24 protein-coding genes are annotated in these 25,300 nt (G+C 74.9%); 8 read left to right on the top strand and 16 right to left on the bottom strand.

From position 1 onward, the window contains the following. Positions 1–217: 217 nt before the first annotated feature. Both VM95_RS22210 and VM95_RS22205 read left to right on the top strand, forming a co-directional pair. Positions 218–487 (top strand): GlsB/YeaQ/YmgE family stress response membrane protein, encoded by a 270-nt coding sequence (locus tag VM95_RS22210; RefSeq protein ID WP_045699645.1) that lies wholly within the window; start codon positions 218–220, stop codon positions 485–487. A 95-nt stretch (positions 488–582) separates the two neighbouring features. Continuing rightward, positions 583–906 (top strand): hypothetical protein, encoded by a 324-nt coding sequence (locus VM95_RS22205; RefSeq protein WP_045699643.1) that lies wholly within the window; start codon positions 583–585, stop codon positions 904–906. A gap of 7 nt (positions 907–913) precedes the next feature. Here VM95_RS22205 and VM95_RS22200 read toward each other — a convergent pair whose 3' ends face one another. After that, complete coding sequence (locus VM95_RS22200) at positions 914–2,854, bottom strand: APC family permease (protein ID WP_045699642.1); 1,941 nt, start codon at positions 2,852–2,854, stop codon at positions 914–916. Positions 2,855–3,260: 406 nt separating this feature from the next. On the opposite strand from VM95_RS22200, the gene VM95_RS41725 reads away from it, so the two are divergent. Then, the gene (locus VM95_RS41725; protein ID WP_244178892.1) at positions 3,261–4,769 is read left to right on the top strand and encodes a N,N-dimethylformamidase beta subunit family domain-containing protein; all 1,509 of its coding nucleotides are present in this window, start codon (positions 3,261–3,263) and stop codon (positions 4,767–4,769) included. A gap of 15 nt (positions 4,770–4,784) precedes the next feature. Here VM95_RS41725 and VM95_RS22190 read toward each other — a convergent pair whose 3' ends face one another. Next, positions 4,785–5,639, bottom strand: a complete 855-nt coding sequence (locus VM95_RS22190; RefSeq protein WP_045699640.1) for a hypothetical protein — start codon at positions 5,637–5,639, stop codon at positions 4,785–4,787. Between the two features lie 229 nt (positions 5,640–5,868). On the opposite strand from VM95_RS22190, the gene VM95_RS22185 reads away from it, so the two are divergent. Then, complete coding sequence (locus tag VM95_RS22185; RefSeq protein WP_045699638.1) at positions 5,869–6,612, top strand: polyprenol monophosphomannose synthase; 744 nt, start codon at positions 5,869–5,871, stop codon at positions 6,610–6,612. Positions 6,613–6,726: 114 nt separating this feature from the next. Beyond that, positions 6,727–7,992 (top strand): FUSC family protein, encoded by a 1,266-nt coding sequence (locus tag VM95_RS22180; protein WP_045699636.1) that lies wholly within the window; start codon positions 6,727–6,729, stop codon positions 7,990–7,992. Between the two features lie 16 nt (positions 7,993–8,008). Here the strand turns inward: VM95_RS22180 and VM95_RS22175 are convergent, their stop codons facing one another. The 9 genes from VM95_RS22175 to VM95_RS22135 all read right to left on the bottom strand — a co-directional run bounded on the left by VM95_RS22175 (position 8,009) and on the right by VM95_RS22135 (position 17,910). After that, a complete protein-coding gene (locus VM95_RS22175; protein ID WP_045699634.1) occupies positions 8,009–8,458 on the bottom strand; it encodes an SRPBCC family protein in 450 nt (149 codons plus the stop codon). Between the two features lie 6 nt (positions 8,459–8,464). After that, the gene (locus tag VM95_RS22170) at positions 8,465–8,953 is read right to left on the bottom strand and encodes a VOC family protein (RefSeq protein ID WP_045699633.1); all 489 of its coding nucleotides are present in this window, start codon (positions 8,951–8,953) and stop codon (positions 8,465–8,467) included. A 106-nt stretch (positions 8,954–9,059) separates the two neighbouring features. Continuing rightward, positions 9,060–11,036 carry a phosphocholine-specific phospholipase C gene (locus tag VM95_RS22165; RefSeq protein WP_045699631.1) on the bottom strand — a complete coding sequence of 659 codons (1,977 nt, stop codon included), beginning with the start codon at positions 11,034–11,036 and terminating at the stop codon, positions 9,060–9,062. A 14-nt stretch (positions 11,037–11,050) separates the two neighbouring features. Then, positions 11,051–12,484, bottom strand: a complete 1,434-nt coding sequence (locus tag VM95_RS22160) for an endonuclease/exonuclease/phosphatase family protein (RefSeq protein WP_045699630.1) — start codon at positions 12,482–12,484, stop codon at positions 11,051–11,053. A gap of 315 nt (positions 12,485–12,799) precedes the next feature. Continuing rightward, entirely contained in the window at positions 12,800–13,066 is a 267-nt protein-coding gene (locus VM95_RS22155; protein ID WP_045699629.1) for a metal-sensitive transcriptional regulator, read from the bottom strand. Between the two features lie 80 nt (positions 13,067–13,146). After that, positions 13,147–13,494, bottom strand: coding sequence for a PRC-barrel domain-containing protein (locus VM95_RS22150; protein WP_045699704.1), 348 nt, complete (start codon positions 13,492–13,494; stop codon positions 13,147–13,149). A 122-nt stretch (positions 13,495–13,616) separates the two neighbouring features. Then, positions 13,617–14,291, bottom strand: a complete 675-nt coding sequence (locus tag VM95_RS22145) for a response regulator transcription factor (RefSeq protein WP_045699627.1) — start codon at positions 14,289–14,291, stop codon at positions 13,617–13,619. Further along, positions 14,288–15,523 carry a sensor histidine kinase gene (locus tag VM95_RS22140; RefSeq protein WP_045699625.1) on the bottom strand — a complete coding sequence of 412 codons (1,236 nt, stop codon included), beginning with the start codon at positions 15,521–15,523 and terminating at the stop codon, positions 14,288–14,290. Before VM95_RS22140 ends, VM95_RS22145 begins: the two co-directional genes overlap by 4 nt. Positions 15,524–15,711: 188 nt before the next feature. Further along, positions 15,712–17,910, bottom strand: a complete 2,199-nt coding sequence (locus VM95_RS22135) for an MMPL family transporter (protein WP_045699623.1) — start codon at positions 17,908–17,910, stop codon at positions 15,712–15,714. A gap of 352 nt (positions 17,911–18,262) precedes the next feature. Here VM95_RS22135 and VM95_RS22130 point away from each other — a divergent pair, with 352 nt between their 5' ends. The 3 genes from VM95_RS22130 (at position 18,263) to VM95_RS22120 (ending at position 21,510) form a co-directional block, all read left to right on the top strand. Continuing rightward, a complete protein-coding gene (locus tag VM95_RS22130; protein WP_045699620.1) occupies positions 18,263–19,387 on the top strand; it encodes a DegT/DnrJ/EryC1/StrS family aminotransferase in 1,125 nt (374 codons plus the stop codon). Between the two features lie 79 nt (positions 19,388–19,466). After that, positions 19,467–20,414: an NAD-dependent epimerase/dehydratase family protein gene (locus VM95_RS22125; RefSeq protein ID WP_045699618.1), complete on the top strand. Its 948-nt coding sequence runs from the start codon at positions 19,467–19,469 to the stop codon at positions 20,412–20,414. A gap of 16 nt (positions 20,415–20,430) precedes the next feature. Beyond that, a complete protein-coding gene (locus VM95_RS22120) occupies positions 20,431–21,510 on the top strand; it encodes a glycosyltransferase family protein (RefSeq protein ID WP_045699616.1) in 1,080 nt (359 codons plus the stop codon). A 41-nt stretch (positions 21,511–21,551) separates the two neighbouring features. Here VM95_RS22120 and VM95_RS38970 read toward each other — a convergent pair whose 3' ends face one another. From VM95_RS38970 to VM95_RS22095, 5 genes are all read right to left on the bottom strand, one after another. Next, on the bottom strand, positions 21,552–22,154 hold the full coding sequence (locus VM95_RS38970) for a hypothetical protein (RefSeq protein ID WP_052707494.1): 603 nt from the start codon (positions 22,152–22,154) through the stop codon (positions 21,552–21,554). 107 nt (positions 22,155–22,261) lie between these two features. Continuing rightward, on the bottom strand, positions 22,262–22,591 hold the full coding sequence (locus tag VM95_RS22110) for a hypothetical protein (protein ID WP_045699613.1): 330 nt from the start codon (positions 22,589–22,591) through the stop codon (positions 22,262–22,264). Between the two features lie 11 nt (positions 22,592–22,602). Beyond that, entirely contained in the window at positions 22,603–23,361 is a 759-nt protein-coding gene (locus tag VM95_RS22105; RefSeq protein ID WP_045699611.1) for a polysaccharide deacetylase family protein, read from the bottom strand. A gap of 32 nt (positions 23,362–23,393) precedes the next feature. Further along, positions 23,394–24,206 carry an SDR family NAD(P)-dependent oxidoreductase gene (locus VM95_RS22100; protein ID WP_045699609.1) on the bottom strand — a complete coding sequence of 271 codons (813 nt, stop codon included), beginning with the start codon at positions 24,204–24,206 and terminating at the stop codon, positions 23,394–23,396. Between the two features lie 104 nt (positions 24,207–24,310). Continuing rightward, complete coding sequence (locus tag VM95_RS22095) at positions 24,311–25,201, bottom strand: DMT family protein (protein ID WP_045699607.1); 891 nt, start codon at positions 25,199–25,201, stop codon at positions 24,311–24,313. Positions 25,202–25,300: the final 99 nt, after the last annotated feature.

Raw genomic sequence — 25,300 nt, 5'->3', positions numbered from 1 at the left:
GTCCTCTCGGAAGTCACGCGGGATGTCCGCGTCACGGCCCCCTTTTCTATGCCCGCGGCATACTCCGTGGACAGTGTCTTTCCGGCCCACCCGGCGGCCCGATCTCGCCCTTCCCCACCGGGCACGGGCCCACCCGGGCGGCTCCTCGACGTGCCCGCCCGGCCGACTCGGGCGATCCTGGGACGAACCGCGTCGTCGACGGGGAAGGTGGACCGCGATGTTCCAGCTCCTGTGGATTCTGCTCATCGGCTTCGTGCTGGGCCTGCTCGCCAAGCTGATCCTGCGCGGACCGCAGTCGATCCCCTGGTGGCTGACCATGCTGCTCGGCGCCGCCGGGGCCTGGCTCGGCAACGCCGTCTCCGGCTGGATCGGCGTCCGCCACACCTCGGGCATCGACTGGATCCGCCACCTCCTCCAACTCGGCTTCGCCGTCGCCCTGGTGGCCTTCGTCGCACCGGCCTGGACGAAGTCCCGCCCAGCCCGCTGATCCGGCGCCGACCGGAACTGTCAGTGCCGGGTGCAAGACTCCCGTCCGGGCCCGCCGAACGGGCCCGGACGATTCCGGAACGGGGGGGTGCACCGATGCGCACGGGCGGGACGTGGCGGCTGCTGCGCGGCGAGGAGCTGCTCGGCGAGATCGTCGTGGATGAGAGCGAGTTCGCCTGGACGGACGGCCGGTTCCTGCCCCGGCCGGGCTTCGCCGAGGTGAAGCCCTGGTTCGACGAATCGGCCGCACTGCTCGACGCCGAGGAGTACGAGGCGTTCGAGCTGGCCTACGACCGGATCGACGGGGCCCTCACCCTGGTCGGCCCGGCCGGGCCCGCCGCCGAGTTCCTGCTGCACATACGCGGCGACCGCGCTCGGTTCCGATGGTCGGACGAGCCCTTCCAGGACGAGGAGCGCTGACCCCGGCTCAGCCGACGTGGACGGCCGGGCGGCGGCGGCGGTCGGGTTCGGCCTCGCGCAGGACCTCGCGGGTGACGGGGGCGATCTCGCCCTGGCCGAACAGGAAGAACCGCAGGAACTGGGCGAAGGGGTTGCCCTCGGTCCACTCGAAGTAGATGTGCGGCTGCTGTCCGGTCAGGTCGCGCACCTGGAGCAGCAGCGCGGCCAGCGCGTTGGGCACGCTGGAGCTCTGCAGCGCCAGCACCCGGTAGCGGTCGTGCAGCACCTCGCCGTGCACGGTCAGTTCGGCCTCGAAGTCGGACGGGTCGAGCACGGTGACCTCGACGAAGACCAGGTCGTCCTCGGCCGGGATGTCGTTGTCGGCGCGGATCTGGCGGAGCTTGTCGCGGTACTCGGCGAGGTCCCGGCTGTTCGGCTCGTTGGCGATCAGGCGCAGCGGGCGGTGGGTGTAGTCGCGGACGAAGCGCTCCGCGGTCTCGTCCAGCGCCACGCCCGTGACGCGCAGTTCGAAGGAGCGCTTGAGCCGGGACAGGAAGGAGACCAGCACGATCCCCCCGATGAAGCAGGCACCGATCTTGACGCCGTCCGGCCGCTCGGCGATGTTGACGGCCGTGGTGTAGAGGAAGACGCCGGAGATCACGGCGAAGCCGACCGTCCAGCGCCGCTGCTCGGCCTTGTACGCGGCGATGGTGACGGCGATCGCGGCCGAGCTGATGAGTACCAGCACGCCGGTCGCGTACGCGCCGCCCTGGGCGTCGACGTTCGCGTTGAAGATCCACGTGACCAGGAAGGCGATCAGGGTGAGGACGATCACCAGCGGCCGTACCGCGCGGGCCCAGTGCGGTGCCATGCCGTAGCGCGGCAGGTAGCGGGGCATCAGGTTGAGCATGCCGGCCATCGCGGAGGCGCCGGCGAACCAGAGGATGGCGATGGTGGACAGGTCGTAGACGGTTCCGAAGCTGCTGCCCAGGTACTCGTGGGCGAGGTAGGCCAGGGCGCGCCCGTTGGCCTGGCCGCCGGTCTTGAAGGCGTCGGCGGGGATCAGCACGGTCGTGATGAAGCTGGTCGCGATCAGGAAGACGCTCATGATGACGGCCGCGGTGGTGAGCAGCTTGCGGGCGTCGCGGATCCGGCCGACCGGGTCGGCCTCGGTGTCGTCCGGCTCGCCCTTGATGTGCGGCATCACGGCGACGCCGGTCTCGAAGCCGGAGAGGCCGAGTGCGAGCTTCGGGAAGACGGTCAGGGCCACGCCGACCATCGCGATCACGTTGCCGTGCTCGGCGGTCAGCGCGTCCGACCAGTCGGTGACCACGTGCGGCGACTTCAGCACGTGCCACAGGCCGTTGACCACCACGACCACGTTGAGCGCCAGGTAGACGGCGACCAGGACGACGGCGACCCCGATCGCCTCGCCGAAGCCCCGGAGGAACACCGCGCCGAGCAGGGCGATCAGGACCAGCGTGACCAGCATCTGCTTTCCGCTGAGGGCGCTGTGCACGTGCGGGTTCTCGACCAGGTGCGCGGCGCCGTCGGCGGCCGACAGGGTGATGGTGATCATGAAGTCGGTGGCGGCGAAGCCCAGCAGGGTCAGCACGAAGAGCTTGCCCTGCCAGAACGAGAGCAGCCGCTCCAGCATCGCGATGGAGCCCTCGCCGTGCGGGCTCTCGCGGGCCACCCGCCGGTAGACGGGGAGGGCTCCGAGCAGGGTGACGATCACCAGGACGATCGTCGCCACCGGCGAGAGCAGGCCGGCCGCCAACGCCGCGATGCCCGGCTGGTAGCCGAGGGTCGAGAAGTAGTCCACACCGGTCAGGCACATGACCCGCCACCAGGACTGGCCCTCGTGCTCCGGTGCCTGCGCGTGCGGTCCGGGGTGCTGCTTGGCCATGTCGGACAGGCCTTCCAGCATCCACGCCCGGAACCTCGTGCCCCGCGTCGGAGGAGCCATCCCCGGTTCGACCGATCCCGACGACGCCACGTACACCCCTGTCCACGATCTCGGCCGGCCGCACCGCGGCTGCCGGGCCCCCTTGGCCGCCGGACGGCGGGCCTGGTCAGGCTAGGCGGGGTGGGCGCCGTCGCCGGGGAGCCACGGGGCGGACACGCCTGTGCTCCGCCCGAACGGCTCTCTGCGCCGGCGGGATCGGCTCGGCCGGGTCGGCCACCCGGCGCGGCGGTCGGGTCGTACCGCCCGAAAGGGGTAAGGATGTGCCGGCGCCTTGACGCGATCAGTTGACGCGATCAGTTGACGCGGTCGACTCGGTGAGCGCACCGGCGCACCTAGCGACAAGCAACGACAGCGGGAGGACACGGTGGCGGAGCCGAGCCGGCGGGGGATTCTGGGCCTGGGTCTGATGGCGGCCGCCGCCACCTCGTGCGGCGCCCACCCGTCGGCCCACGCGCCCGCGCCCAGCCCCGACCACCCGGCCACCGCTCGCCCGGCCGGCGACGCCGGGAAACCCGACGAGCGCGCCCTGCCCGGCACGCCCGGCTGGGAGATCACCGACCCGGGCCCGGCGGACGCGATCGAGGGCTTCGCCGACCGGGTCAGCGTGCTGCCCGGCGAGCCCTTCGGCCTGCACGTGTCCACCGGCGCCCCCGCCTTCACCGTCTCCGCCTACCGGATGGGCTGGTACGGCGGAGCCCGCGCCCGCCTGGTCTGGCGGCGCGAGCACGTCCCCGGCACCCGGCAGGCCGCCCCGCAGGTGGACCGGGCCACCCGCACCGTGCTCACCGGCTGGCAGCGCACCCTGGCCGTGGACACCGCCGGCTGGCCCGAGGGCGCGTACCTGCTGCGCCTGGACGCCGAGGACGGCTCCGGCCGCCGCTACGTCCCGCTCACCGTCCGCTCCGCCGTCACGGCCGGCCGGACCGTCGTGATGAGCGCCCCGGCCACCTGGCAGGCCTACAACGAGTGGGGCGGCCACAGCCTCTACAACGGGCCGACCGGCACCCTGGCGACCCGCTCGCTGACGGTCGTCTTCGACCGGCCGTACGACTACGACCACGGCGCCGGGCTGTTCCTGGTGTACGAGGCGCCGCTGGTCGCGCTCGCCGAGAAGCTCGGGCTGGAGCTGGCGTACACCACCGGGATCGACGTGGCCCGCGAACCCGGCCTGCTCAAGGGCGCGAGCGCCGTCCTGTCCCTGGGCCACGACGAGTACTGGTCGCCCGAGCAGCGCGCCAACGTGGCGGCGGCCCGCGACGCCGGGACGAACCTGGCGGTGCTGGGTGCCAACTGCTGCTTCCGCCGCGTGCGTTTCGAGCCGACCGGGCTGGGCCCGGACCGCGCGGTGGTCTGCTACAAGGACGCCTGGGCGCAGGACCCGGGCCACCAGGCCGGCGCGCCGGCGACCACCGACTTCCGGGCCGGCCCGGGCGCGGACCCGGAGAGCGCGCTGCTGGGCGTCATCTACGACGGCTACCCGGTGGACGCCCCGTACGTGGTCACCTCGCCGGAGCACTGGCTCTTCGAGGGCACCGGCGTGACGGTCGGGGCGTCGTTCCCGCACCTGGTCGGCGTCGAGTACGACCGGGTCGACACCGGCTTCCCGACCCCGCGCCCGATCGAGGTCGTCGCGCACTCCCCCGTGGTCTGCGAGGGCCGCCGCTCGCACTCCGACACCGCCTACTACACGGTGCCGAGCGGCGCCGGGGTGTTCGCCAGCGGGACGATGCGCTGGGTGGAGGCCCTGGACGCGAACGGCCCCGGCGGCGGCAGGGCGGACCACGGGATCGACTCGCACGCCGGGGACCTGGTGCGCAGGGTCACCGAGAACGTGCTGCGCGCCTTCGCCGCCGGGCCGGCCGGGCGCACCCGCCCGGCCCGGGACAACCTCGCGGCGGTCTACGGCGCGTCCTGACCGGCACTCAACCGGTCACTGGGCGATCTCGCCCGGGAGCGGGGCGGCGAAGGTGTCCGCCGGGCCGAAGTTCGAGTACTGGTCCTTCGTCACGACCGTCTTGCCGTTGACCACCATCGACTGCACGCCGCGAACGCCCCGGCCGAGCCGGTCGATCCACAGCTCGCAGTCGACCCCGTCCACACCCTGGGCCGCCATCCGCGCGGCGTTCGACGGGTCCGCCTCGCGCACCTGGTCCATCGTCAGCCGGCCGGCGAGGTGGAAGACCGGCAGGCCCGACTCGGTCTCCATGCCCTTGCGGGCGGCGGGACCGGTCTCCAGCAGGGCCTTGGCGTAGCCGGCGACCTGCTCGCCGTTCGCGTCGGCGCCCTCCCCGCTCTGCAGGTCCTTCGTCCACTTGGTCTCGCCCTTGGCCTTGTCCCGGTGGTAGCCGACGCCGTCCGCGGTCAGCGTCTCCATCCAGTTCAGCACCAGCGCTCCGCCCATGACGGTCTTGCCCTCGGTGCGGGCGCCGCGGGCCGGGGTGTAGTAGTTCATCCGGCCGGTGACGGTGATCCGCACCTGCTGGTCGCCCTCCCCGGTCTCGGAGACCAGGACGACGTTCGCGGCGTACGGCTCGCGGGAGCGGTGGGCTATCGCGACCGCCGGGTCGAACGCGCCGTCGGCACCGGCGGGCGCGCCGACCGCCGCGGCGGTCGCCGACGCGGTCGCGGCCGCGGACACCGAGGCCGAGGCCGATGCCGAGGCCGTCCCAACGGCGGCCGCCGGGGCGGAGCCGCCGGAGCCGCCGGAGCCGCAGCCGGTGAGGGCGGTCAGCGCGAGCGCCGTGGCGGCGAGGACCGGTACGGCGGTGGTGCGGCGGATGGTCAAGGAGGCTCCCCGGGGGTGTCGATCCGAACCGGGGAAGGTTGCCACACCCACACCTCGCAGTCGAACCGCCCTGCGACGGCCGCCCCCGTGGGGGGCCTGGCGGTACCCGTGGCGGGCGGGGGTGAAGCGCGCGGATACACTCACACGGTCTACTGGAGCGCAGGTCGTCGCGGACTACCGACCGGCCTGGCCGGGCAGCCGGCCGGAGAGGGCACGAGGGAAACAGAACATGGTCGAGGCCTCCCCCAAGGTCGTTGTCGTCGTCCCCACGTACAACGAACGGGAGAACCTTCCGGTCCTGGCGGGGCTCCTCGCGGACCTCCCGGTGCCCAACCTGCACCTGCTGGTGGTGGACGACAGCTCCCCGGACGGCACCGGCGAGGTCGCCGAGAAGCTGGCCGCGGAGGCCGGCGGCACGATCGGCGTGCTGCACCGCACCGAGAAGGACGGCCTCGGCCGCGCCTACCTGGCCGGCATGGCCCGGGCCCTGGACGAGGGCGCCGACGTCGTCGTCCAGATGGACGCCGACCTCTCGCACCCGGCCTCGGCGATACCGGCGATGGTGGACGCCCTGCTGACCGGCGACACCGCCGTGGTGCTCGGCTCCCGCTACGTCCCGGGCGGCTCCACGGCCGCCGAGTGGCCGTGGCACCGCAAGGCGCTCTCCGCCTGGGCCAACTTCTACGTCAACGCGATCCTCGGGCTGGGCGTGCGGGACGCGACCGCCGGGTTCAAGGCCTGGCGGGCGGACACGCTGCGGGCCATCGACCTGCCGAGCGTGCGGAGCAACGGCTACTCGTTCCAGGTCGAGATGAACTACCGCGCCGTCCGGCGCGGCATGACGATCCGCGAGGTGCCGATCCGCTTCGAGGAGCGGATCGAGGGCGCCTCGAAGATGAGCCTCGCCGTACAGGTCGAGTCGGCGCTGGCGCCGTGGAAGCTGCGCTTCGACCGCGGCGACCGGCGCGGCTGACCGGGCCGGGGGCCGGGCGACCCGGCCCCCCGCAGCCGTCCGGACGCCGCTCGTCCGGGTAGTGCGCGGGCCGACCGGCGGTGTGAACGGCGCCCGCGGGGAAAGAAGGGCCTCATGGCCCTCGTCCCGGAGTCGATCGTCCCGGAGTCCGTCACGGCCCTGGTCCGCCGGGGCGCCCGCGAGCCCTTCGTCGTCCAGACCGTGCGGGCGACGGTGGCCGCCACCCTCGCCTACGCCGTCGCGACCCGGCTCAGCAGCGAGCCCGCCCCGCTCACGGCGCCGCTGACGGCGCTGCTGGTCGTCCAGGTCACCGTCTACTCGACGCTCAAGACCAGCATCCGCCGGGTCAACTCGGTGGTGGTCGGGGTACTGATCGCGATCGGCTTCAGCGCCGTGGTGGGGCTTTCCTGGTGGAGCCTCGGGCTGGTCATCCTGGCCTCGCTGGTGATCGGCCGGTTCGTCCGGGTCGAGGAGTTCGTCCAGGAGGTCGCGATCAGCGCGATGCTGATCCTGGGCGTCACCAAGCTCGCCTCGCAGGCCTGGGACCGGGTGCTGGAGACGCTGATCGGCGCCGCGGCCGGGCTGGTGTTCAACCTGGTGTTCGCCCCGCCGGTGTGGGTGGACACCGCCGGGGAGGCCGTCGAGGGGCTGGCCCGGCGGGCCCGGCAGCTGCTGCTGGACCTCGCCGAGGAGCTGGGCCGGCCCATCCCGGTGGCCCGGGCCGCCGAGCGGCTGCACGAGGCGCGCCGGCTGGACCAGGCGATCGCGGAGGTGGACGCGGCGATGCGCCAGGCCGAGGACAGCCTGCGGTTCAATCCGCGGATCAGCGAGGGGCTGCTGTCCCGGCTGGTGCTGCGCACCGGGCTGGACACCCTGGAGATCTGCGTGGTGGTGATCCGGGTGCTGGCCCGGTCGCTGACCGACCTGGCGAAGCGGCGCGGGCCGGGCGAGCGGCTGTTCCCGCCGGACGTCGCGGTGGTCCTGGAGGAACTGTTCGCGCACGTGGGCGGGGCGATGGTGAGCTTCGCGGTGCTGGTCACCACCCAGGTCAGCCGGGACGCGGAGGAGGCGGAGCAGCGGCTGGCCGCCGAGCTGGCGGCGGCCTGGGCGTGCCGGGAGAACGTCGCCCAGGTGCTGCTGCGGAAGGTGCAGGAGCATCCGGAGGCGTGGCAGTTGCACGGGTCGATACTGGCCGAGGTGGACCGGATCCTGGACGAGCTGGACCTCGACCACCGCAGCCGGCGGCTGATGGAGGAGCTGGACCGGGCGTCGGTGGCGAGCCGGGAGCGGTTCTCCCGTTTCGCCCGGCTGCGCGGACTGCTCCGCGGCGAGCGGGGTGGCGGCGACGGAGAGCGCCCGGCGTCGGACGCCGGGCGCTGAGTCCGCGGGGGAAGACTCAGGGCATCAGCCAGGGCTGCTGCGGGAGCGGGTGGCCGGTCTCCAGGTAGGTCTTCAGGTTGGACAGCACCGCCGACCAGCCCTGCTCCGCGTCCAGCCGCGCGGCCTCGTCGGGCAGGTTCTGGTGGGTGACGGTGAGCCGGGTGAGGTCCTGCCAGTGCCGCAGCTCGAAGGTGACCCGGGACGGGCCGCCGGCCCGCTCCTCCTCGGGGCCGGCCCAGGTGGTGACCAGCCGGTGCGGGCGGTCGGCGGCCTCGACCAGGCCGATCACGTCGGCGATGCCGGAGTCGTCGGTCCGCTGGTGCTCCCAGGGGGTGCCGGGCAGCCAGGTGGAGACGTTGCGGTGGCCCCAGTACAGGCCGGACTCGTCGGCGTTGGTGAGGGCGTGCCAGACCCGCTCGGGGGTGGCGCGCAGGTAGACGATGCTGCGGTGGGTGAGTGCGGCCACGGGGGCTCAGCCCTCGGCCGCGTCGAGCAGCGGCTGGATCTCGATCTTCCGCATCCGCATCATCGCGGCGAACACGCGTGCGGCCTTCTCCCGGTCCTCGCCGCCGACCAGGTCGAGCAGGATCCGCGGGGTGATCTGCCAGGAGAGGCCGTAGCGGTCCTTGAGCCAGCCGCACTGGCTCTCCTTGCCGCCGTCCGCGGTGAGCTTGACCCACAGGTCGTCGACCTGCTGCTGGTCGTCGCACTCCACCAGGAGCGAGACGGCCTCGTTGAAGTGGAACACCGGGCCGCCGTTGAGGGCGACGTACTCGCGGCCGAGGAGCTCGAACGAGACGGTCATGACCGAGCCGGGCTCGCCCGGGCCGCTCTCGCCCGCGCCGGTGTCGGGGTAGCGGGCGACCTGGGTGATCCGGGAGTCGGGGAACAGCGAGGTGTAGAAGGTGGCGGCCTCTTCGGCCTGTCCGTCGAACCAGAGGAAGGTGGCGATCTTCTGCATGGGCAGACCGTAGCGCCGGGGTCCGACAGTGCGGCCCCGCCACGGCCGGGGGTCACCGGATCGGCGCCCCCGGCCGGTTGACGCGGCGTCGGTCGAGCCGGAGGGCTCAGTGCACCCAGCCCGCGTAGCGCTGGGCGAAGCGCAGGCCGGTGTGCGCGGTGACGGTGACGTCGTAGCGGCCCTGCTTGTCCAGCGGCCAGGACAGTTCGGTCTGCTTGCCGGGCTTGACCCAGACCGTCCGCGCGGTGCCCGCGAAGTCATTGGGCGCGGCGGTGAAGGCGACGTCGGTCAGGCCGTCGTTGGCGACCTGGAGGGTGAGCCGCAGGTTGCCCCGCAGGTCGGCGGTGACGATGGGCACGCCGACGTCGTTCTGGCCGTCCTGCCCGTCGCGCACGACGGTGCCGGCGAAGCGGCGGACGAAGCCGTCCGGGCCGTGCACGCTGAAGTCGTAGCGGCCGGAGGTGTCGGCGGCGTTCCAGACGTAGCGGGCGGTCGCGCCGGGGGCGACGGTGTACGGGGTGCCGGCGAAGGGCAGCGCGATGTTGGGGTAGACGGTGTACGGGAAGGCGACCGAGCCGTCGTTGCTCATCGTGCAGGTGACCTTGCCGGTCCTGCGGTCCACCTCGACGTCGGCCCAGGGCTGGTACGGCAGGGGGCGGTGCGGGCGCTCGCCGCGCTCCTGGACGGGCATCGACTGGGCGCCGGCGGCCGGCAGGGCGACGCCGGGCAGCTTGGTGCCCGCGTCGGCCCTGGCCATCAGGGCGTTGGTGTCGGGCAGGGACGGGATCGAGTGGTCCGGGGCGGCGAAGTCGAAGCAGCTGGTGAGGTCGCCGCAGACCGCCCGGCGCCAGGCGGAGATGTTCGGCTCGGCGACCCCGGTGACCAGCTCCATGAAGCGCAGCACCGACGTGTGGTCGAAGACCTGGGAGTTGACCCAGCCGCCGCGCGACCAGGGCGAGGCCACCCAGAGCGGGACGCGGTTGCCGAGGCCGATGGCGCGGCCGTGGGTGAACTCCTCGGGGGTGCCGGGCTCGGGGGTGGGCGGGACCATGTGGTCGAAGTAGCCGTCGTTCTCGTCGTACATGACCAGGAAGACGGTGTGCTGCCAGACCTCCGGGTTGGACATCAGCGACTGCAGCGCCTGGTTGACCCAGTGCGCGCCGTAGGCGGGGCCGGCCTCCGGGTGCTCGGAGAACAGGTAGGGCGCGACCAGCCAGGAGATCGTCGGCAGGGTGCCGTCCTTGCAGTGGCGGTCGAAGTCGGCGGGGTCGAACTTCGTCATCGCGTTGACGTAGCGCGGGTCGTCGTGCGGGAAGGCGTGGAACTGCTTGAAGTAGGAGAGCGCGTTGTCGTCGTAGTCGCCGGTGCGGTCGTCCTTGCTGGGGTTGTGGTAGACGCGCCACGAGACGCCGGCCGCCTGCAGGCGCTCGGCGTAGGTGGTCCAGTCGGCGACCGGGTTGTCGGTGACCGGCGTGTTGTCGATCCACGGGCCGGTGGTGCCGTCGCGGCCGGGGCCGGCGGTGCCGGTCCACAGGTAGAGGCGGTTGGGGTCGGTGGGCCCGGCGAGCGAGGTGAAGTAGGCGTCGCAGAGGGTGAAGGCGTCGGCGAGGGCGTACTGGTAGGGGATGTCCTCGCGGGTGAAGTAGCCCATGGTGCGCTCGCCCTTGGCGGCGACCCACTTGTTCATCGCGCCGTCGTTGATGGCCTGGTGGCCGGTCGCCCAGTCGTGGGCGAGGCCGCCGGCGTTCTGCGCGTTGTACTTCGAGGTGTCCATCCGGTAGGGCAGCATCACGCCGCCGTCGCTGCGCCGGCTGTCGGGCTGGCGGAACACGTCGGTGCCGTCCGGGAATTGGAGGGCCTGCTTGTCGCCGAAGCCGCGCACGCCGTTCAGCGTGCCGAAGTAGTGGTCGAAGGAACGGTTCTCCTGCATCAGGACGACGACGTGCTTGACGTCCTTGATGGTGCCGGTGGGCTCGGCCTCGGGGCGGGCGGCCGCGGCGGGGGTGGCGGCGAGGCCGGTCAGGGCGGTGGCGCCGGCGGCCGCGGTGGCGCCGACGAAGGTGCGGCGGGAGAGCTCGGGCATCTCGGACCGGCCTTTCAGAGCTGGAAGGTGGCGACGGCGGCGGCGGTGTCGGAGGGCCACTGGTTGGCGGCCGTGTTCGGCTCGGGCTGCGGCCAGTCGGCGACGAGCGTGTGCGCCTCGACGAGCTTCAGCGGGCCGGCGTACTGAACGGCGTCGATGCGGTCCTGCGGCTCCGGGCGGTCGCCGCGCCGCTTGCGGGTCGGCGACCAGGTGTTCCCGGGCGCCTTGGCCGGGTCGGGGTGCTCCTCGCGGAAGGCGTCGGTCAGCCCGGCGTCCTGGAGCGCCCTGGTGACCGGCCAGTTCAGCGGGCCGACGCCCTGGTGCGCGGCGGCGGTGGCGGCCGTCCAGTCCAGGTGGGAGGGCGAGGAGAGGGCTCCGGCCAGGACCACCGGCAGGTGCCGGGCGAGGTCCGCGCGGACGGCGGCGGCCAGGGCGGTGGCCTGCCGGAAGCGCAGCGAGGCCCGCTCGGCGGCCTCCACCTGCGCGGCGCCCTGCCCGTCCTGGACGGCGTACGGGCCGTAGCCGGCCTCGTCGAGGTGGGCGGCCCAGAACCGGATGGCGCGGCCGCCCGGCAGCTGCAGAGTGGCCGCGGCGGCGGGCAGTTCGGCGGTCGCCGGGGTGACGTCGGCGAGCGGGTGGCGGCTGAGGATGCCGACGCTGCCGGGGCTCTGGTAGGCGTACCAGCCGAGCGCGTCGGCCAGGGTCTTCGCGCGCTCGCCGGCGCTCTCCTGGAGGGCGAGCGCGTCCAGGCCCTGGGCGAGGACGACGCGCAGCTGCTTCTCCAGGGCGTCGGTGAAGCCGGCGCCGGCCTCGTGCAGGTTCCAGCTCGCGACCTTGAGGCGCGGCGGGGCGGCCGGGTCGGCGACCGGGACGAGGACGGTGACGGTGTCGGTGGCGCCCGCGCCGTCCTTGACGCCGACGACGACGAGTTCCGGGTTCGCGCCGGCGGCGGGGGCGGTGCCGGTGAGGGTGCCGTCCGGGCTGACGGCGGCCCAGGCCGCGCCGCCGAGCTTGCGGTAGGTCGCGGAGCCGGGCGGGTTGCCGGCCGGGCGGGACCACAGGCCGCCGAGTTTGACGGTCACGCGCGCGCCGGGGGCGACGGGGGCGGTGGTGAGGGCGTCCACGGCGGCGTGCGGGCGGATCACGGCGGGCTTCGGCCGGAAGCTGAACGGCGCGCTCCGGGCGAGGACGCCGTAGCCGTCCTTGGCCAGCAGGTAGGCGGTGTACGGGCCGCCGGTCAGCGCGGAGGTGTCGAGCTGGACGTCGCCGGAGGGGTCGGGGGTGTACTTCCACAGCAGCGAGGAGCCGGTGCCGGGTTGGCGGCTGCCGTCGTAGATGCCGACCCAGTTCTTGGCGTCGGGGGCGTCGGTGGTCCAGTGGAAGGTGAGCCGGTCGCCTTCGACGGGGTTGGCGGAGCTGGTGAGGGTCAGGGCGCTGCCTGCGGCCACGGTTGTCCTGTCCGCCGCCCGGGGCCCGGTCCGCCGGGGGGACGGCGCCGGGGCCGCGCGCGGCTGGTCACGGAGGCTGGGAGGAGGGAGCACCGCAGTTGGCTGTACAACTGCGGGCGGGCCTCATTCATCCGAAGGCCAGCGACCGGGGAGTGAACGGTGCGTGACGGAGCGTCGGGCGGTTCGCGAACTCCACGGCGCGGGGCGGGACGTGACGACGACGAGCGGGGCGTCCGACGGCGGAACGGGCGGAAGGGGCGGGCACGGCGAAGGGCCGCGACGGAGGACTCCGTCGCGGCCCTTCGGGCGGTTCCGTCAGGCCAGGGCCAGGAACAGCTTCTCCAGCTCGGCCTCGCTCATCGGCGGGGCGTCCTCGTCGGCGGCGGCCAGGCACTGGCGCATCCCGCTGGCGACGATCTTGAACCCGGCCCGGTCCAGCGCCCGCGACACGGCGGCGAGCTGGGTCACCACGTCCTTGCAGTCACGGCCCGCCTCGATCATCGCGATCACGCCGGCCAACTGGCCCTGCGCACGGCGCAGCCGGTTCAGGACCGCGCCGACCGACTCCTCGTCCACCTGCATCCCGGGCCGCCTTTCGCCTCGACTCTCCGGTGACCAGTGTACCCCGCGGGGTATCCGTTCCCGGCGGGCCGGAGCCCGGCTCAGCGGCGGGCCAGGCGGCGCTCGCCGCCGGCGCCGGTCGCGTACGGCAGCTCGTAGTGCGCGAACACGGCCGGCTCGTCCCCGGCGGGCAGGACGTCGTCGGTGCCGATCGCCGGCGCCTGCCGGACCAGGTTGCGCGGGTAGGCGACCCGCAGGTAGCCGGGGCCCGCCACCGCGCCGAGCAGCGGGACGAACGCCAGGCGGCGGCGGGTGAGCACACCGACCGTCACGGTGGCGAAGAACGGCTCGTCGCTGGCCGTCTCGACGTAGACGGACTCCAGCGTGCCGATCCGGCGGTCCTTCTCGTCGACCACCGGCTGGCCGCGCCACTCCCGGATGTCTGCCATCGCGATCGCCACGGGCCCGACCTCCTGCCTGCCGCCGGTCCTGCGCCGGCCCTCCCATCCTGCGCCGCTCCGGGCGCGGACGCGCGGCGGGGAAGGAGGCGGGCCGCGCGGAACGGCCCCGGCTACGCCGGGCGGCCGGGCGGGACGAGGCCGGACTGGTAGGCGATGGCGACGAGTTGGGCGCGGTCGCGGGCGTCGAGCTTGGCCATCGCCCGGTGCACGTGGGTGCGCACGGTGAACGGACTGACGAACATCCGCTCCGCGATCTCCTCGTTGGTGAGCCCGGTGGCGGCCATCGCCATCACCTCGCGCTCGCGGGCGGTGAGGACGGCGAGCCGTTCGGCGGGCTCGGCGGCGGCCGGGTCGGGCCGGGCGAGGAGCTGGTCGATGACCGCGCGGGTGGCGGCGGGCGAGAGCAGCTTGTCCCCGGCCGCGACGGTGCGCACGGCGGCGAGCAGTTCCTTCGGGTCGGCGCCCTTGCCGAGGAAGCCGCCGGCGCCCGCGCGCAGCGCCTGGGCCACGTACTCGTCGATCTCGAAGGTGGTGAGGATGAGCACCCGGGTGCCGGACAGCTCCTCGTCGCCGCAGATGGCGGCGGTGGCGCCGAGGCCGTCCGCACCGGGCATCCGGATGTCCATCAGGACGACGTCGGGCCGGGTGGCGCGGGCGAGCTCGACCGCCTCGCGGCCGTCCGCGGCCTCGCCGACGACCTCCATGTCGTCCTCGGCGTCGATCAGCACCCGGAAGGCGCCGCGCAGCAGGGCCTGGTCGTCGGCGAGCAGTACGCGGATGGTCATGCGGCGTGGTCCTTCTCGTGCGGGGCGGTGCGGGCGTCGCGGCTGCCGGTGCGCAGCGGCAGTTCGGCGGTGACCAGGAAGCCGCCGTCCGGCCGGTGGTCGGCGCTGAGCCGGCCGCCGACCGCGCCGGCCCGTTCGCGCATGCCGATCAGGCCGAAGCCGCTCTCGCCCGGGGCCGGCGGGGGCAGCGGGACGGGCCGGCGGGCGGGGCCGGGACGGCCGTTGGCGACGCTGAGCGCGACCCGGCTGCCGCTGTAGGCGAGGGTGATCTCGGCGTCGGCGCCGCGGGCGTGCTTGGCGACGTTGGTCAGCGACTCCTGGACGATCCGGAAGGCGGTCAGGTCGACGCCCGGGGACAGCGGCCGGGCCTCCCCCTCGACGGTGAGCCGCACGGGCAGGCCGGCCCGCTCGAAGCTGTTGATCAGTTCGGGCAGCCGGTCGAGGCCGGGGGCGGGTTCGAGCGGGGCGCGCTCCTCGGCGCGGCGCAGCAGGCCGACGGTGGCGCGCAGCTCCTGGAGGGCGGAGCCGGTGGCGTCGGTGATGTGGCTGAGCACCTCGCGGGCCTGGGCGGGGTGGCTGTCCATGAGGTGGACGGCGATGCCGGCCTGGGCGTTGGCGAGGGCGATGTGGTGGGCGACGACGTCGTGCAGGTCGCGGGCGATCCGGATGCGTTCGTCGGCGACGCGGCGGCGGGCCTCCTCCTCGCGGGTGCGCTCGGCGCGCTCGGCGCGTTCCTCGATGGCGGCGAGGTGGGCGCGGCGGTTGCGGATGGAGTCGCCGAGGGCGCCGGGCAGCAGGGCCCAGGCGAGGACGCCGAGCCGTTCGCCGATCGGGCCGCCGGGGCCGAACAGCAGCGTGATCCCGGTGAGCAGGACGGCGGTGGCGATGGAGGCCCGCAGGGCGGTGACGCGGTCGGTGCGGACGGCGAGGGAGTAGAGCGCGAGCAGCAGCGGGGTGGCCAGCATCGGGGTGAGCCGGGGGCTGGTCAGGGCGAGGGCCATGGTGCAGAGCAGGGTGACGGCGACGACGGCGCGCGGGTGGCGGCGGTGGGCGAACACGGCGAGGGCGGAGAGCAGGGCGATCGCCGCGGTGGCCGGGTCGGGCAGGGTGTAGTGGCCCTGGGTCTGGTCGACGGTGGCGCCGAGCGCGGTGAACACGAGCAGGACCGCTCCGCCGGCGGTGTCGAGCAGCCGGGGGTGGCCGCGGCGCAGGCGCTGCCAGGTGTCGCTCATGGTCGGGGTCTCCGGGTCGTGGTCTCCGGGCCGTGGCGCCCCCGGGGAGGGGCGGCGCACCGGTCGGGGGCCGTCCGGGTGGGACGGCCCCCTCCAGCAACGGTAACGGTCCGCGCTCGAACGTCCCTCCGAGCCGGCCGTGGCCCGGGCCCTGTCCGGCAGGATCGGCCGGACGGGGCCCGGGTGCGTCAGACGGTGACGGGCTCCCGGACCGGTTCCGGTTCGGGGGCGGCCGTGTGCAGCTTGCTGCCCTCGACGTCCACGTCCGGGAGCGCCCGGTCGAGCCAGCGCGGCAGCCACCAGGCGCGGCGGCCGAGCAGGGCGAGCACCGCCGGGACGATCGTCATCCGGACCACGAAGGCGTCGAAGGCGACGGCCGCGGCGAGGCCCAGGCCCATCATCTTGATCATCGGCTCGCTCATGCCGATGAAGCCCGCGAAGACGGCGATCATGATGAAGGCGGCGGCGGTGACCACCCGGGCGTTGTGCCGGAAGCCGGTGACGATCGCCTCGCCCGGGCTCTCGCCGTGCACGAAGCCCTCGCGGATCCGGGTGACCAGGAACACCTCGTAGTCCATGGCCAGGCCGAAGACCACGCCGATCATGAAGATCGGCATCATGCTCATCACCGGGCCGGTCTGCTGCACGCCGATCAGGTCGGCCAGCCAGCCCCACTGGAAGACGGCCACGACGGCGCCGAGCGCGGCGGCCACCGAGAGCAGGAAGCCGAGCGCCGCCTTCAGCGGGACGAGGACGGAGCGGAACACCAGCAGCAGCAGGAGGACGGCCAGGCCGACGACCACGCCGAGGTAGGGCAGCAGCGCGTCGCTGAGCTTCTGCGAGACGTCGATGTTCATCGCCGTCGTGCCGCTGACCAGGACGGTCGCGCCGGTGGCGGTCTTCAGGCCGGCCGCGTGGCCGCGGATGGTGTGCACCAGGTCCTTGGTCGCGGCGTCGCTCGGGCCGGTCGCCGGGATCGCGTTGACCAGGGCGGTGTCCCCCGCCTTGTTGAACATCGGCGGCGTCACCGTGACCACGCCGGGCAGGCCGGAGACGGTCTTGGCGACCTCGCTCGCGGCGGCCTTCGGGTCGGGTGCGCCCTTGGCGTCGACCAGGACGGTCAGCGGGCCGTTGAATCCGGGGCCGAAGCCGTCCGACAGCAGGTCGTAGGCGCGGCGCTGGGTGGTGGAGGTCGGCTTGGCCTCGTCGCCGGGCAGGCCGAGGTTCAGGTCCAGGGCCGGGGCGGCGAGCACGCCGAGCGCGATCACGCCGCCGAGCAGCACCGCGAGCGGGCGGCGCAGCACGAACCGGGCCCAGCGGGCGCCGCCGTTGTCCCCGGTCGGGCGCGCGGCGCCCTCGGCGGCCTTGCGGACCTTGCGGGGCAGCACCCGGCGGCCGATGAAGCCGAGCAGCGCGGGCACCAGGGTCAGCGCGACCAGGACGGCGATCACCACGGTGCCGGCGGCGGCCATGCCCATCTTGGCGAGCATCGGGATGCCGACCACGGAGAGCCCGGCGAGGGCGATCACCACGGTGAGGCCGGCGAACACCACCGCCGAGCCCGCGGTGCCGACCGCCCGGCCGGCGGCCTCCAGCGGCTCGCGGCCCTCGGCCAGTTCGGCGCGGTAGCGGGACACGATGAACACCGCGTAGTCGATGCCGACCGCGAGGCCGAGCATCATCGCGAGCGTGCCGGTGGTGCTGGACAGGCCGAGGGTGCTGCCGAGCGCGGTGATCAGCGACATGCCGAGGCCGACGCCGACCACGGCGGTGAGCAGCGGCAGGCCGGCGGCGACCAGCGAACCGAAGGTGATCACCAGGACGACGGCGGACAGCGCCATGCCGATCGCCTCGCTGCTGCCGCCCGCCTCGGGCTTGGCCATCAGCGCGGTGCCGCCGACCTCGACCTTCAGCCCGGCGTCCCGGCCGTGCTGGGCGGCCTGCTCCAGGGCGGCGGTGGCGCCGTCGGACAGCTTGCCGGCCTTCACGGAGTAGCTGACCGTCGCGTACGCGGTGGTGCCGTCCTTGGAGACGGCGTGCGCCTGGAACGGGTCGACCGCGCCGGTGACCTGCTCGGCGTGCGCGAGCTCGGCGACGGTGCGCTGCACGGCCTGCTGGTTGGGCGCGGCGGTGATCTTCTGGCCGTCCGGCGCGACGAACACCAGGCGCGCCGAGGCGCCGTCCGCGTGGCCGCCCGGGAAGCGCTCGTTCATCAGGTCGAAGGCCTGCTGCGCCTCGGTGCCGGGCATCGCGAACCCGTCGTCGGGGGCGGCTGGCGCCTTGGCCGCGAGCACTCCGCAGACGGCCAGCACGGCGACCCACAGCAGGGTCACCAGCTTGCGCCGGGCGAAGGCCCATCGGCCCAGGCGGTACAGGAACGTGGCCACGGGGTGCGGCCTCCTTCGGGTTCGGTGCACGGTCTCGAAAACGCGCCGCGAGCGGCCCGGCGCCGGTCCCGGCGCGGTCCGCCCGCAGCATGTCCCATCCTTCGCCGCCGACCCCGCCCGCGTCGTCGTCCCTGCGCAGGCCGTTTCCGTACCGCCGCCGTACTGCGGACGCAGTAGGCGACCGGTACCCACGGAGGAGGGGAGGCCCGCGTCACCCGTGCGGGGGAGACGACGGGCCGGGCCCGGTCGGGCGAAGTAGCGTGATGTGACTGTGGCCCGACCGTCCGACGGACGGTTCGGTACGACCTGACCCCGATCGGTGCTGACCCCAGCCCGCCGCCGGAGGTGTCCCATGGGCGTTCCAGCCGCCCGCATCGTGTTCGACGAGAACGACCGCGCGGCCGTCGCCGAGGCGGTGACGGAGATGCTCACCACCGGCGCCCTCACCCTCGGCCCGTGGACCGAGCGGTTCGAGCAGGCCTTCGCCGCCGAGCACGGCGCCTCGCACGCCGTCGCGGTCAGCAGCGGCACGGCCGCGCTGGAGGTGATCCTGCGCACCGTCGACGTCCGCGGCCGCGACGTCGTCCTGCCCGCCGTCACCTTCTACGCGAGCGCCGGCGCCGTCCTGCACGCCGGCGGGCGGCCGGTGTTCGCCGACGTCGACCCGGCGACCCTGGCGCTCTCCCCCGAGACCCTGGAGGCGGCGCTCACCCCGGACACCGCCGCCGTCGTCCTGGTCCACATCGGCGGGCTGATCACCCCGCGGGTCGCGGAGCTGCGCGCGCTGTGCGACCGGCACGGCATCCCGCTGGTCGAGGACGCCGCGCACGCCCACGGCAGCAGCCTCGGCGGGCGCTGCGCCGGGACCTTCGGGCTGGCCGGGGCGTTCTCGTTCTACCCGACCAAGGTCACCACCAGCGGCGAGGGCGGCATGATCCTCACCGAGTCGCCGGAGCTGCGCGACGAGGCCCGGATCTACCGCGACCAGGGCAAGGGCTCGTTCACCACCAACCACCACGTGCTGCTCGGCCACGCCTGGCGGATGAGCGAGCTGCACGCGGTCACCGGCGCCGTGCACCTGCGCCGGCTCAAGGAGTTCATCGAGACCCGCCGGGCCGTCGCCCGCCGCTACGACGAGGCGCTGGCCGGCCTCGACGGCCTGGAGCCGGTCCGCGAGCCGGGCGGTGCCCGCAGCAACTACTACAAGTACGTGGCGCTGCTGCCGCCCGGCACCGACCGGGCCGCGTTCAAGCGGGCCGTCGCCGAGGAGCACGGCGTCCGGCTGTCCGGCGAGGTGTACGACCTGCCGCTGCACCTGCAGCCCGTCCTCGCCCCCTACCGGCGCGGGCCGCTGCCGGTGGCCGAGGACGTCTGCGCCCGACAGGTCTGCCTGCCGGTGCACTCCGACATGACGGAGGACGAGACCGAGCAGGTGATCGCGGCCGTCTCGGCGGTGCACCGGCGGACGGCCGGCTAGCCGGCGCGCCCGGGCAGGGCGCTCGGGCGGGAAACGAACCGGCGGGAACGAACCGGCGGGGAACGAAGGGAGCAGGACCGTGCGGATAGCCGTCACCGGGGGTTGCGGGTTCATCGGCTCACACGTCGTGGACCACCTGATCGCGGCCGGGCACGAGGTGCTGGCCGTGGACACCACCGACAAGTACCTCAACCCCGACGCCGAGCACGCCCGGATCGACGTCCTCGACCTGCCGGCCCTCACCGCCGCGCTGGCCGGCAGCGAGGTGGTCTACCACCTCGCCGCGATGGCCGACGTCGAACAGGTCACCGCCGACCCGGTGGGCGCCGTGCGCGCCAACATCGACGGCACCGAGGCCGTCCTGGAGGCCGCCCGGCGCAGCGGCCTCAGCCGCACCGTCCTGGCCAGCACCGTCTGGGTCTACGGCGCCGCCCTGGCCGACTCCCAACTCGACGGCGAAGAGCAGGAGTTGGACGAGCACGCACCGATCGCGCTGGAACGCAGCGGCCACCTGTACGTGGCCACCAAGCTCGCCGCCGAGATGCTGGTGCACAGCTACCGCGAGCTGTACGGGCAGCACTTCACCATCCTGCGCTTCGGCATCCCGTACGGACCGCGGATGCGCGACGAGCTGGTCGTCGCCCGGTTCGTCCAGGCCGCGCTGGCCGGGCGGCCGATCACCATCGCCGGCGACGGCCGGCAGAGCCGCAACTTCGTCTACGTCGAGGACCTCGCCGACGCGCACGTACGGGCCCTGTCCCCCGCCGCCGAGGACCAGACCTTCGCCCTGGAGGGCTCCACGGCCGTCTCGGTGCGCGGCATCGCCGACACCGTCGACGACCTGCTCGGGCCCGTCACCATCGAGCACGTGCCCGGCCGCAAGGCCGACTACGCGAGCCGGCGGATCTCCTCCGCCCAGGCGAAGCGGCTGCTCGGCTGGTCGCCGCGGACCAACTTCGCGGAGGGCGTGCGGCGTTACGCCGACTGGTACCGGGCCGACCAGGCCGCCCGGGCCCTCGGCGACTGATCCGGGGGCCCGCGCGGTGCCGCACGCCCTGCTGGTCTCCGGCTCGCTCGGCCAGGGCCACGACGTGATGGCGCAGGCCTGCGCGGACACCCTGCGCGACCGCGGCTGGACCACCGACACCGTCGACGCGATGGCCCTGCTCGGGCAGCGCTCCGGCGCCGCCGGGGAGGCCGTCTTCCGGCGGCTGCTCGACCTGCCCGGCGTGTACGACGCCTTCCACTTCTCGGCGCTGCGCCCCGGCGCCCGGATCGCGCTGCTCGCCGACGCCGCCGCCCGGGCCCGACTCGTGCCGGCGCTGCGGGAGTTGGTGGCGGCGCGGCGGCCGCAGCTGGTCGTGTCGGTGTTCGCCACCGCGACCTCGGCGGTCAACGCGCTCGCCCGGGACGGCTTCCGGCACGTCGTGTTCTGCACGGACGTGACGCCGCACCGGCTGTGGGTGCAGGAGGGCACCGACCTGTTCCTCGTCACCTCCGAGGTCGCCGCCTGCGCCGTCCGCCGCTACCGGCCGGAGGCCGCCGTCGCCGTCCTGCCCGCGCCGCTGCGCGCGCCGTTCTACCGTCCGCCCGAACGGGCCGCGGCCCGGGCCGAGTTCGGGGTGCCGGCGGACGCCCGGTGCGTCCTGCTGATGTCCGGCGCCTGGGGGCTCGGGCCGCTCGCCCGCACCGCCGCCGCGCTCGCGGCCGCCGGGCCGCACGTGCTCGCCGTCGCCGGGCGCAACCGGGAGCTCGAACGGCGGCTGCGGGCCGCCGCGCGGTGTGAGCCGCGGCTGCTGCCGTTCGGCTACACCGACCGGGTGCCCGCGCTGATGGCGGCCGCCGACCTGGTGGTCACCAGCTCCGGGGACACCTGCAGCGAGGCCCGCGCCCTGGGGCGGCGGCTGCTGCTGCTCGACGTCGTCCAGGGGCACGGGCGGGACAACCTGCAGCACGAGCTGGAGCTCGGCCACGCGGACGTGGCCTCCGCCCGCCCGGCCGAGGTGGTCCGCAACGCCCTCGCCGCCCTCGGCCGGCCCGGGCCGGCCCCCTCCCCCGGCGCCACGCCGGACGCCTGGCGGACGGGGTTCGGGGCGGCGCTGGGGCGGTTGGGGCTGGGGTAGCCGGGGCCGGGGCGGCGCCGGGGGTCGGTCGCCGGGGTCGGTCAGCGCAGGCCGAGGGTGTTGGCGCAGGTCAGGGTGCCGCTGACGGTGCCGGTGGCGCCCTTGTCGTCCGTGACGGGCAGGCCGGTGAGCTTGGCGGCGTTGCCGGTGCGGCTCGCGTGCTCGCCGACCGGCGCCTTGCCCTTCCAGGTGGTGATGCGGTTGCCGTCCTTGGTGGTCAGCAGCAGTTCGGCCTGGCCGTCCTTGAACGCCAGCGCGGTGACCACGACGGTGTCCCCCTTGGGGACCGGGCTGATCGTCAGCCAGCCGGTCGGTTTGGCCTCGCCGACGCAGTTGACCAGGCGGTACGCGTAGCTGCCGCTGCCTCCCGATCCGGTCAGGCTCAGGGAGCTGTCGCCGCTCGCCGACCCGGGGGCGGGCACGGCCGCGGGGTCCCCGGAGGGCGTCGCCGGGGCCGTGGTCGCGTCGGCGCCGGTGGGGGTGGCGGCGGGCGACCCGGCGGCGGGCGGGGTCGGCGCGGCGGAAGTCGGGGCGGCGGCCGGGGACTTGGAGTCGGAGCTGCCGCAGCCGGCCACGACGAGGGCGGCGAGGCCGGCGGCCGCGACGGCGAGGAGTCCGCGGCCGCGGCCGGCGGTGTGGTTCACGTGGATGTCCCCCGATTCGTCCCCGGGCCCGGCCGGGCCCCCGGTGTGCGCTGTCCGCCCTGACGACGCATCGGCCGCACCGGGCGGTTCCCGAACGGCTCGTCGGATCAGGGGAGTTCGGGCCGGGTCAGCACGCGGTCGGCGGGCTCGCCGGTGGCCCGGGCGTACGCCAGCCGTTCGCGTACCTCGCGCACCGTCCGGGGGCGCCAACCCGGGCCGCCGCAGCAGGTCTTGTGGAACCCGATGCCCGCGTTCAGCAGGACGGACAGGGTCCGCCAGGCGGCGGTGTCGCGGCGGCGGGGCGCGGCGAAGGCCGAGCCCGCGTGGAACAGCGGACGGGCGCAGCGCGGGCAGAGCCGTTCGCGCCACGAGTCGTGGGGCTGCTTGTAGGAGGCCCGGCAGGGCAGGCAGACGTAGGAGGTCTTCGCGTGGGCCATGGGAGCGGAGCTTACGGGCCGTCCGGTGCGGGTGCCAGCGGCTTTCGGAGCGGGACGGCGTGGTCGCGCAGCGGGCCCAGGGTGAGGCCGTGGGAGCGGCAGTGCGCGGCGATCGCGGGGAGCGCGGCCAGGGCGGCGCGCCAGGAGCCGGGGGCTGAGGTGCAGTCGGAGTCGTGCAGGAGCAGGGTGGCGCCGCCGGTGAGGCCGGGGCGGGCGGTGGCGTAGACGGTGGCGCCGGTGGCCTCGGCCGTCCAGTCCCGGCCCCAGGCCGTCCACAGCACGCTGCGCAGGCCGAGGCGGTGGGCGGCGAGCGCCGGGCCGGCGGTCAGCACGCCGTACGGCGGGCGGTACCAGAGCGGCCGGGCGCCGCAGAGTTCGGTGACGGCGTCCCGGGTGCGGCGCAGTTCGCGCAGGTCGCGGGCCGGGGCGGGGTACCACTGCTGCCGGTGGTGCCAGCCGTGGACGGCGACTTCGTGGCCGCGCCGGACGAGTTCGCGGCCGAGCCCGGGGGCGCGGTCGAGCATCGCGCCGAGCAGGAAGAAGGTGGCGCGGGCGTCGAGTTCGTCGAGCGCGTCGAGGATGTACGGGGTGCTGCGCGGGTCGGGGCCGTCGTCGAAGGTGAGCGCGAGGTGGCCCGGGTCCGTGCCGTGGCCGGCGGTGCGGCGGGCCAGGGTGCGGCGCAGCGGCGGCAGGCGGACGGCGGCCGGGGCGAGGTGCAGGAACTCGACGGCGGCCGCGGTGAGGGCGAGGGCCTTGACGGGTGCGTCCATGCGCGGGGCGGCTCGGGGCGGCGCGGGGCGGCTCATCCGAAGCGGGAGGCCATGCGGCGGAACACGCCGGGGGCGGCGCCGTGGACGCGGGCCGGGAAGCCGAGCCAGTGCGGCACGTAGAGGCGGTCGCGTTCGGTGGTGATGCCGGCGACGACGGCCTCCGCGACCCGGTCGGCGGACACCGGCCGCGGGCGGTCCCGCTGGTAGGGGGTGCCGCGCCGGTCGAAGAAGGGGGTGTCGACGGCGCCGGGCAGCACGAGCCGCACACCGACGCCGGTGCCGCGCAGCTCGTACCAGAGGCTCTCGGCGAACATCGCGAGGCCGCCCTTGGTCGCCGCGTAGCCGGACTCGTCGCGCACGCCGACCTGGCCGGCGATCGAGCCGAGCAGCACGATCCGGCCGTGGCGGCGTTCCAGCATGCCGGGCAGCAGCAGGCGGACCAGGCGCAGCGGGGCGGCGAAGTTGACCTCGATCAGCCGGTCCAGGGTGTCGGACGGGGTCTGCGCGTACGGGCCGCGCCAGCCGAGGCCGGCACTGGCGACCAGGGCGTCGACCCGGCCGGCCTCGGCGAGGGCGGCTTCGGCCAGGCGGCGGGGGCCGTCCGGTTTGCCGAGGTCCTCGGGGAGGGCGCGGCCGCCGGTGCGGTCCGCGAGGTCGTCCAGGCGGGTGCGGTCGGTGCCGGAGAGGAGGGTGAGCCAGCCGGCGTCGGCCAGCCGGGTGGCGGTGGCGAGGCCGATGCCGGAGGAGGCGCCGGTGATCAGCGCGACGGGGCGGGCGGGGGGTGGCTCGGCCGGGCGGTCGGCGTGTGCCGACCGGGGGGATCCGGGTTGGGCTTCCTCCGCCATCGCGCACCTGCCGCTCCGTGGACGGCCTCGTGGGGCCGTCCTGCCGTCCGCTGCGCCGTCCGTTTTGTCCGGCAAGTCACCTTCGCACGGCGCGGCCGTCCGGGCTACCGGGGCGGGGCGGCGGGTGCGGCCGCCCCGGTGCCGGGCCGGGCGTCGGCGAGTTCGGCCGATTCGCCCTCCAACTCGCCGAAGCGGGACAGCACGAAGGTGCCGCCCACCGCCACCGCGAAGCCCAGCAGGGCGCACCAGGCGTAGCCGGGGCGCGCGGCGTCGCCGAGCGCCGTCACGCCGACCAGCGCCGGGCCGAAGGTCTCGGTGACCGTCCCGGCGGCCGTCGCCGCCGTCACGGTGCCGCGCTGCAGGGCGAGGGCGTAGGCGAGGTAGCCGCCGAGGCCCCCGGCCACCAGCGCGTACGCGGCCGGGTCGGTCAGCACGGCGGCGAGGCCGGAGGCGTCCAGCACCCGTACGGCCAGGCTGGTGATCCCGAAGCCCACGCCCGCCATCAGGCCCAGCCCGGCCGCCGCCACGGTGCCGTCCCGGCGGACCAGCACGAGGGTGGCGAGCAGCATCACGGCCGTCGTGCCCAGCAGCGCCCAGTGGAACGCGGGCGGGGCGTACTCCCGGCCCTCCCGGCCGGAGCCGAGCGCGAGCAGCGTCAGGCCCAGCACGACGGCGACGATGCCGGCGAGGTCGCCGCGCCGCAGCCGGGCGCCGAGCATCCAGACGGCGGCGAGCGCGGTGACCGCCAGGCTCGCGTTGGTGACGGCCTGCACGAGGAACAGCGGCAGGGAGCGCAGCGCGACGATGCTCAGCACGAAGCCGAGGATGTCCAGCAGGGTGCCGAGCACGAACTGCCAGGAGCGGACCAGCGCGGCCAGCAGCCCGGCCCGCACCCGGTCCGCCCGGGGCGCCGAGCGGGCCCCGCGCGCCTGGAAGACCGCCCCGAAGCCGAAGCAGACGGTCGCGACCAGCGCGGTGGTGAGTCCCAGCAGCATGCCTCTCCCAGCCTCGCGGGGCAGCATCTGGCCCTCCCCAGGCTGGGCCCGCCGCGGCCGGGGCGGACGGGTGGGGCGGGCGGGCCGGGAGCCCTAACC

Origin of the sequence: Streptomyces rubellomurinus, from assembly GCF_000961885.1 — a bacterium.
Taxonomy (GTDB): domain Bacteria; phylum Actinomycetota; class Actinomycetes; order Streptomycetales; family Streptomycetaceae; genus Kitasatospora; species Kitasatospora rubellomurina.
Note: the sequence above shows the minus strand (reverse complement) of the source record. Positions and strands in the feature narration are given on the sequence as shown.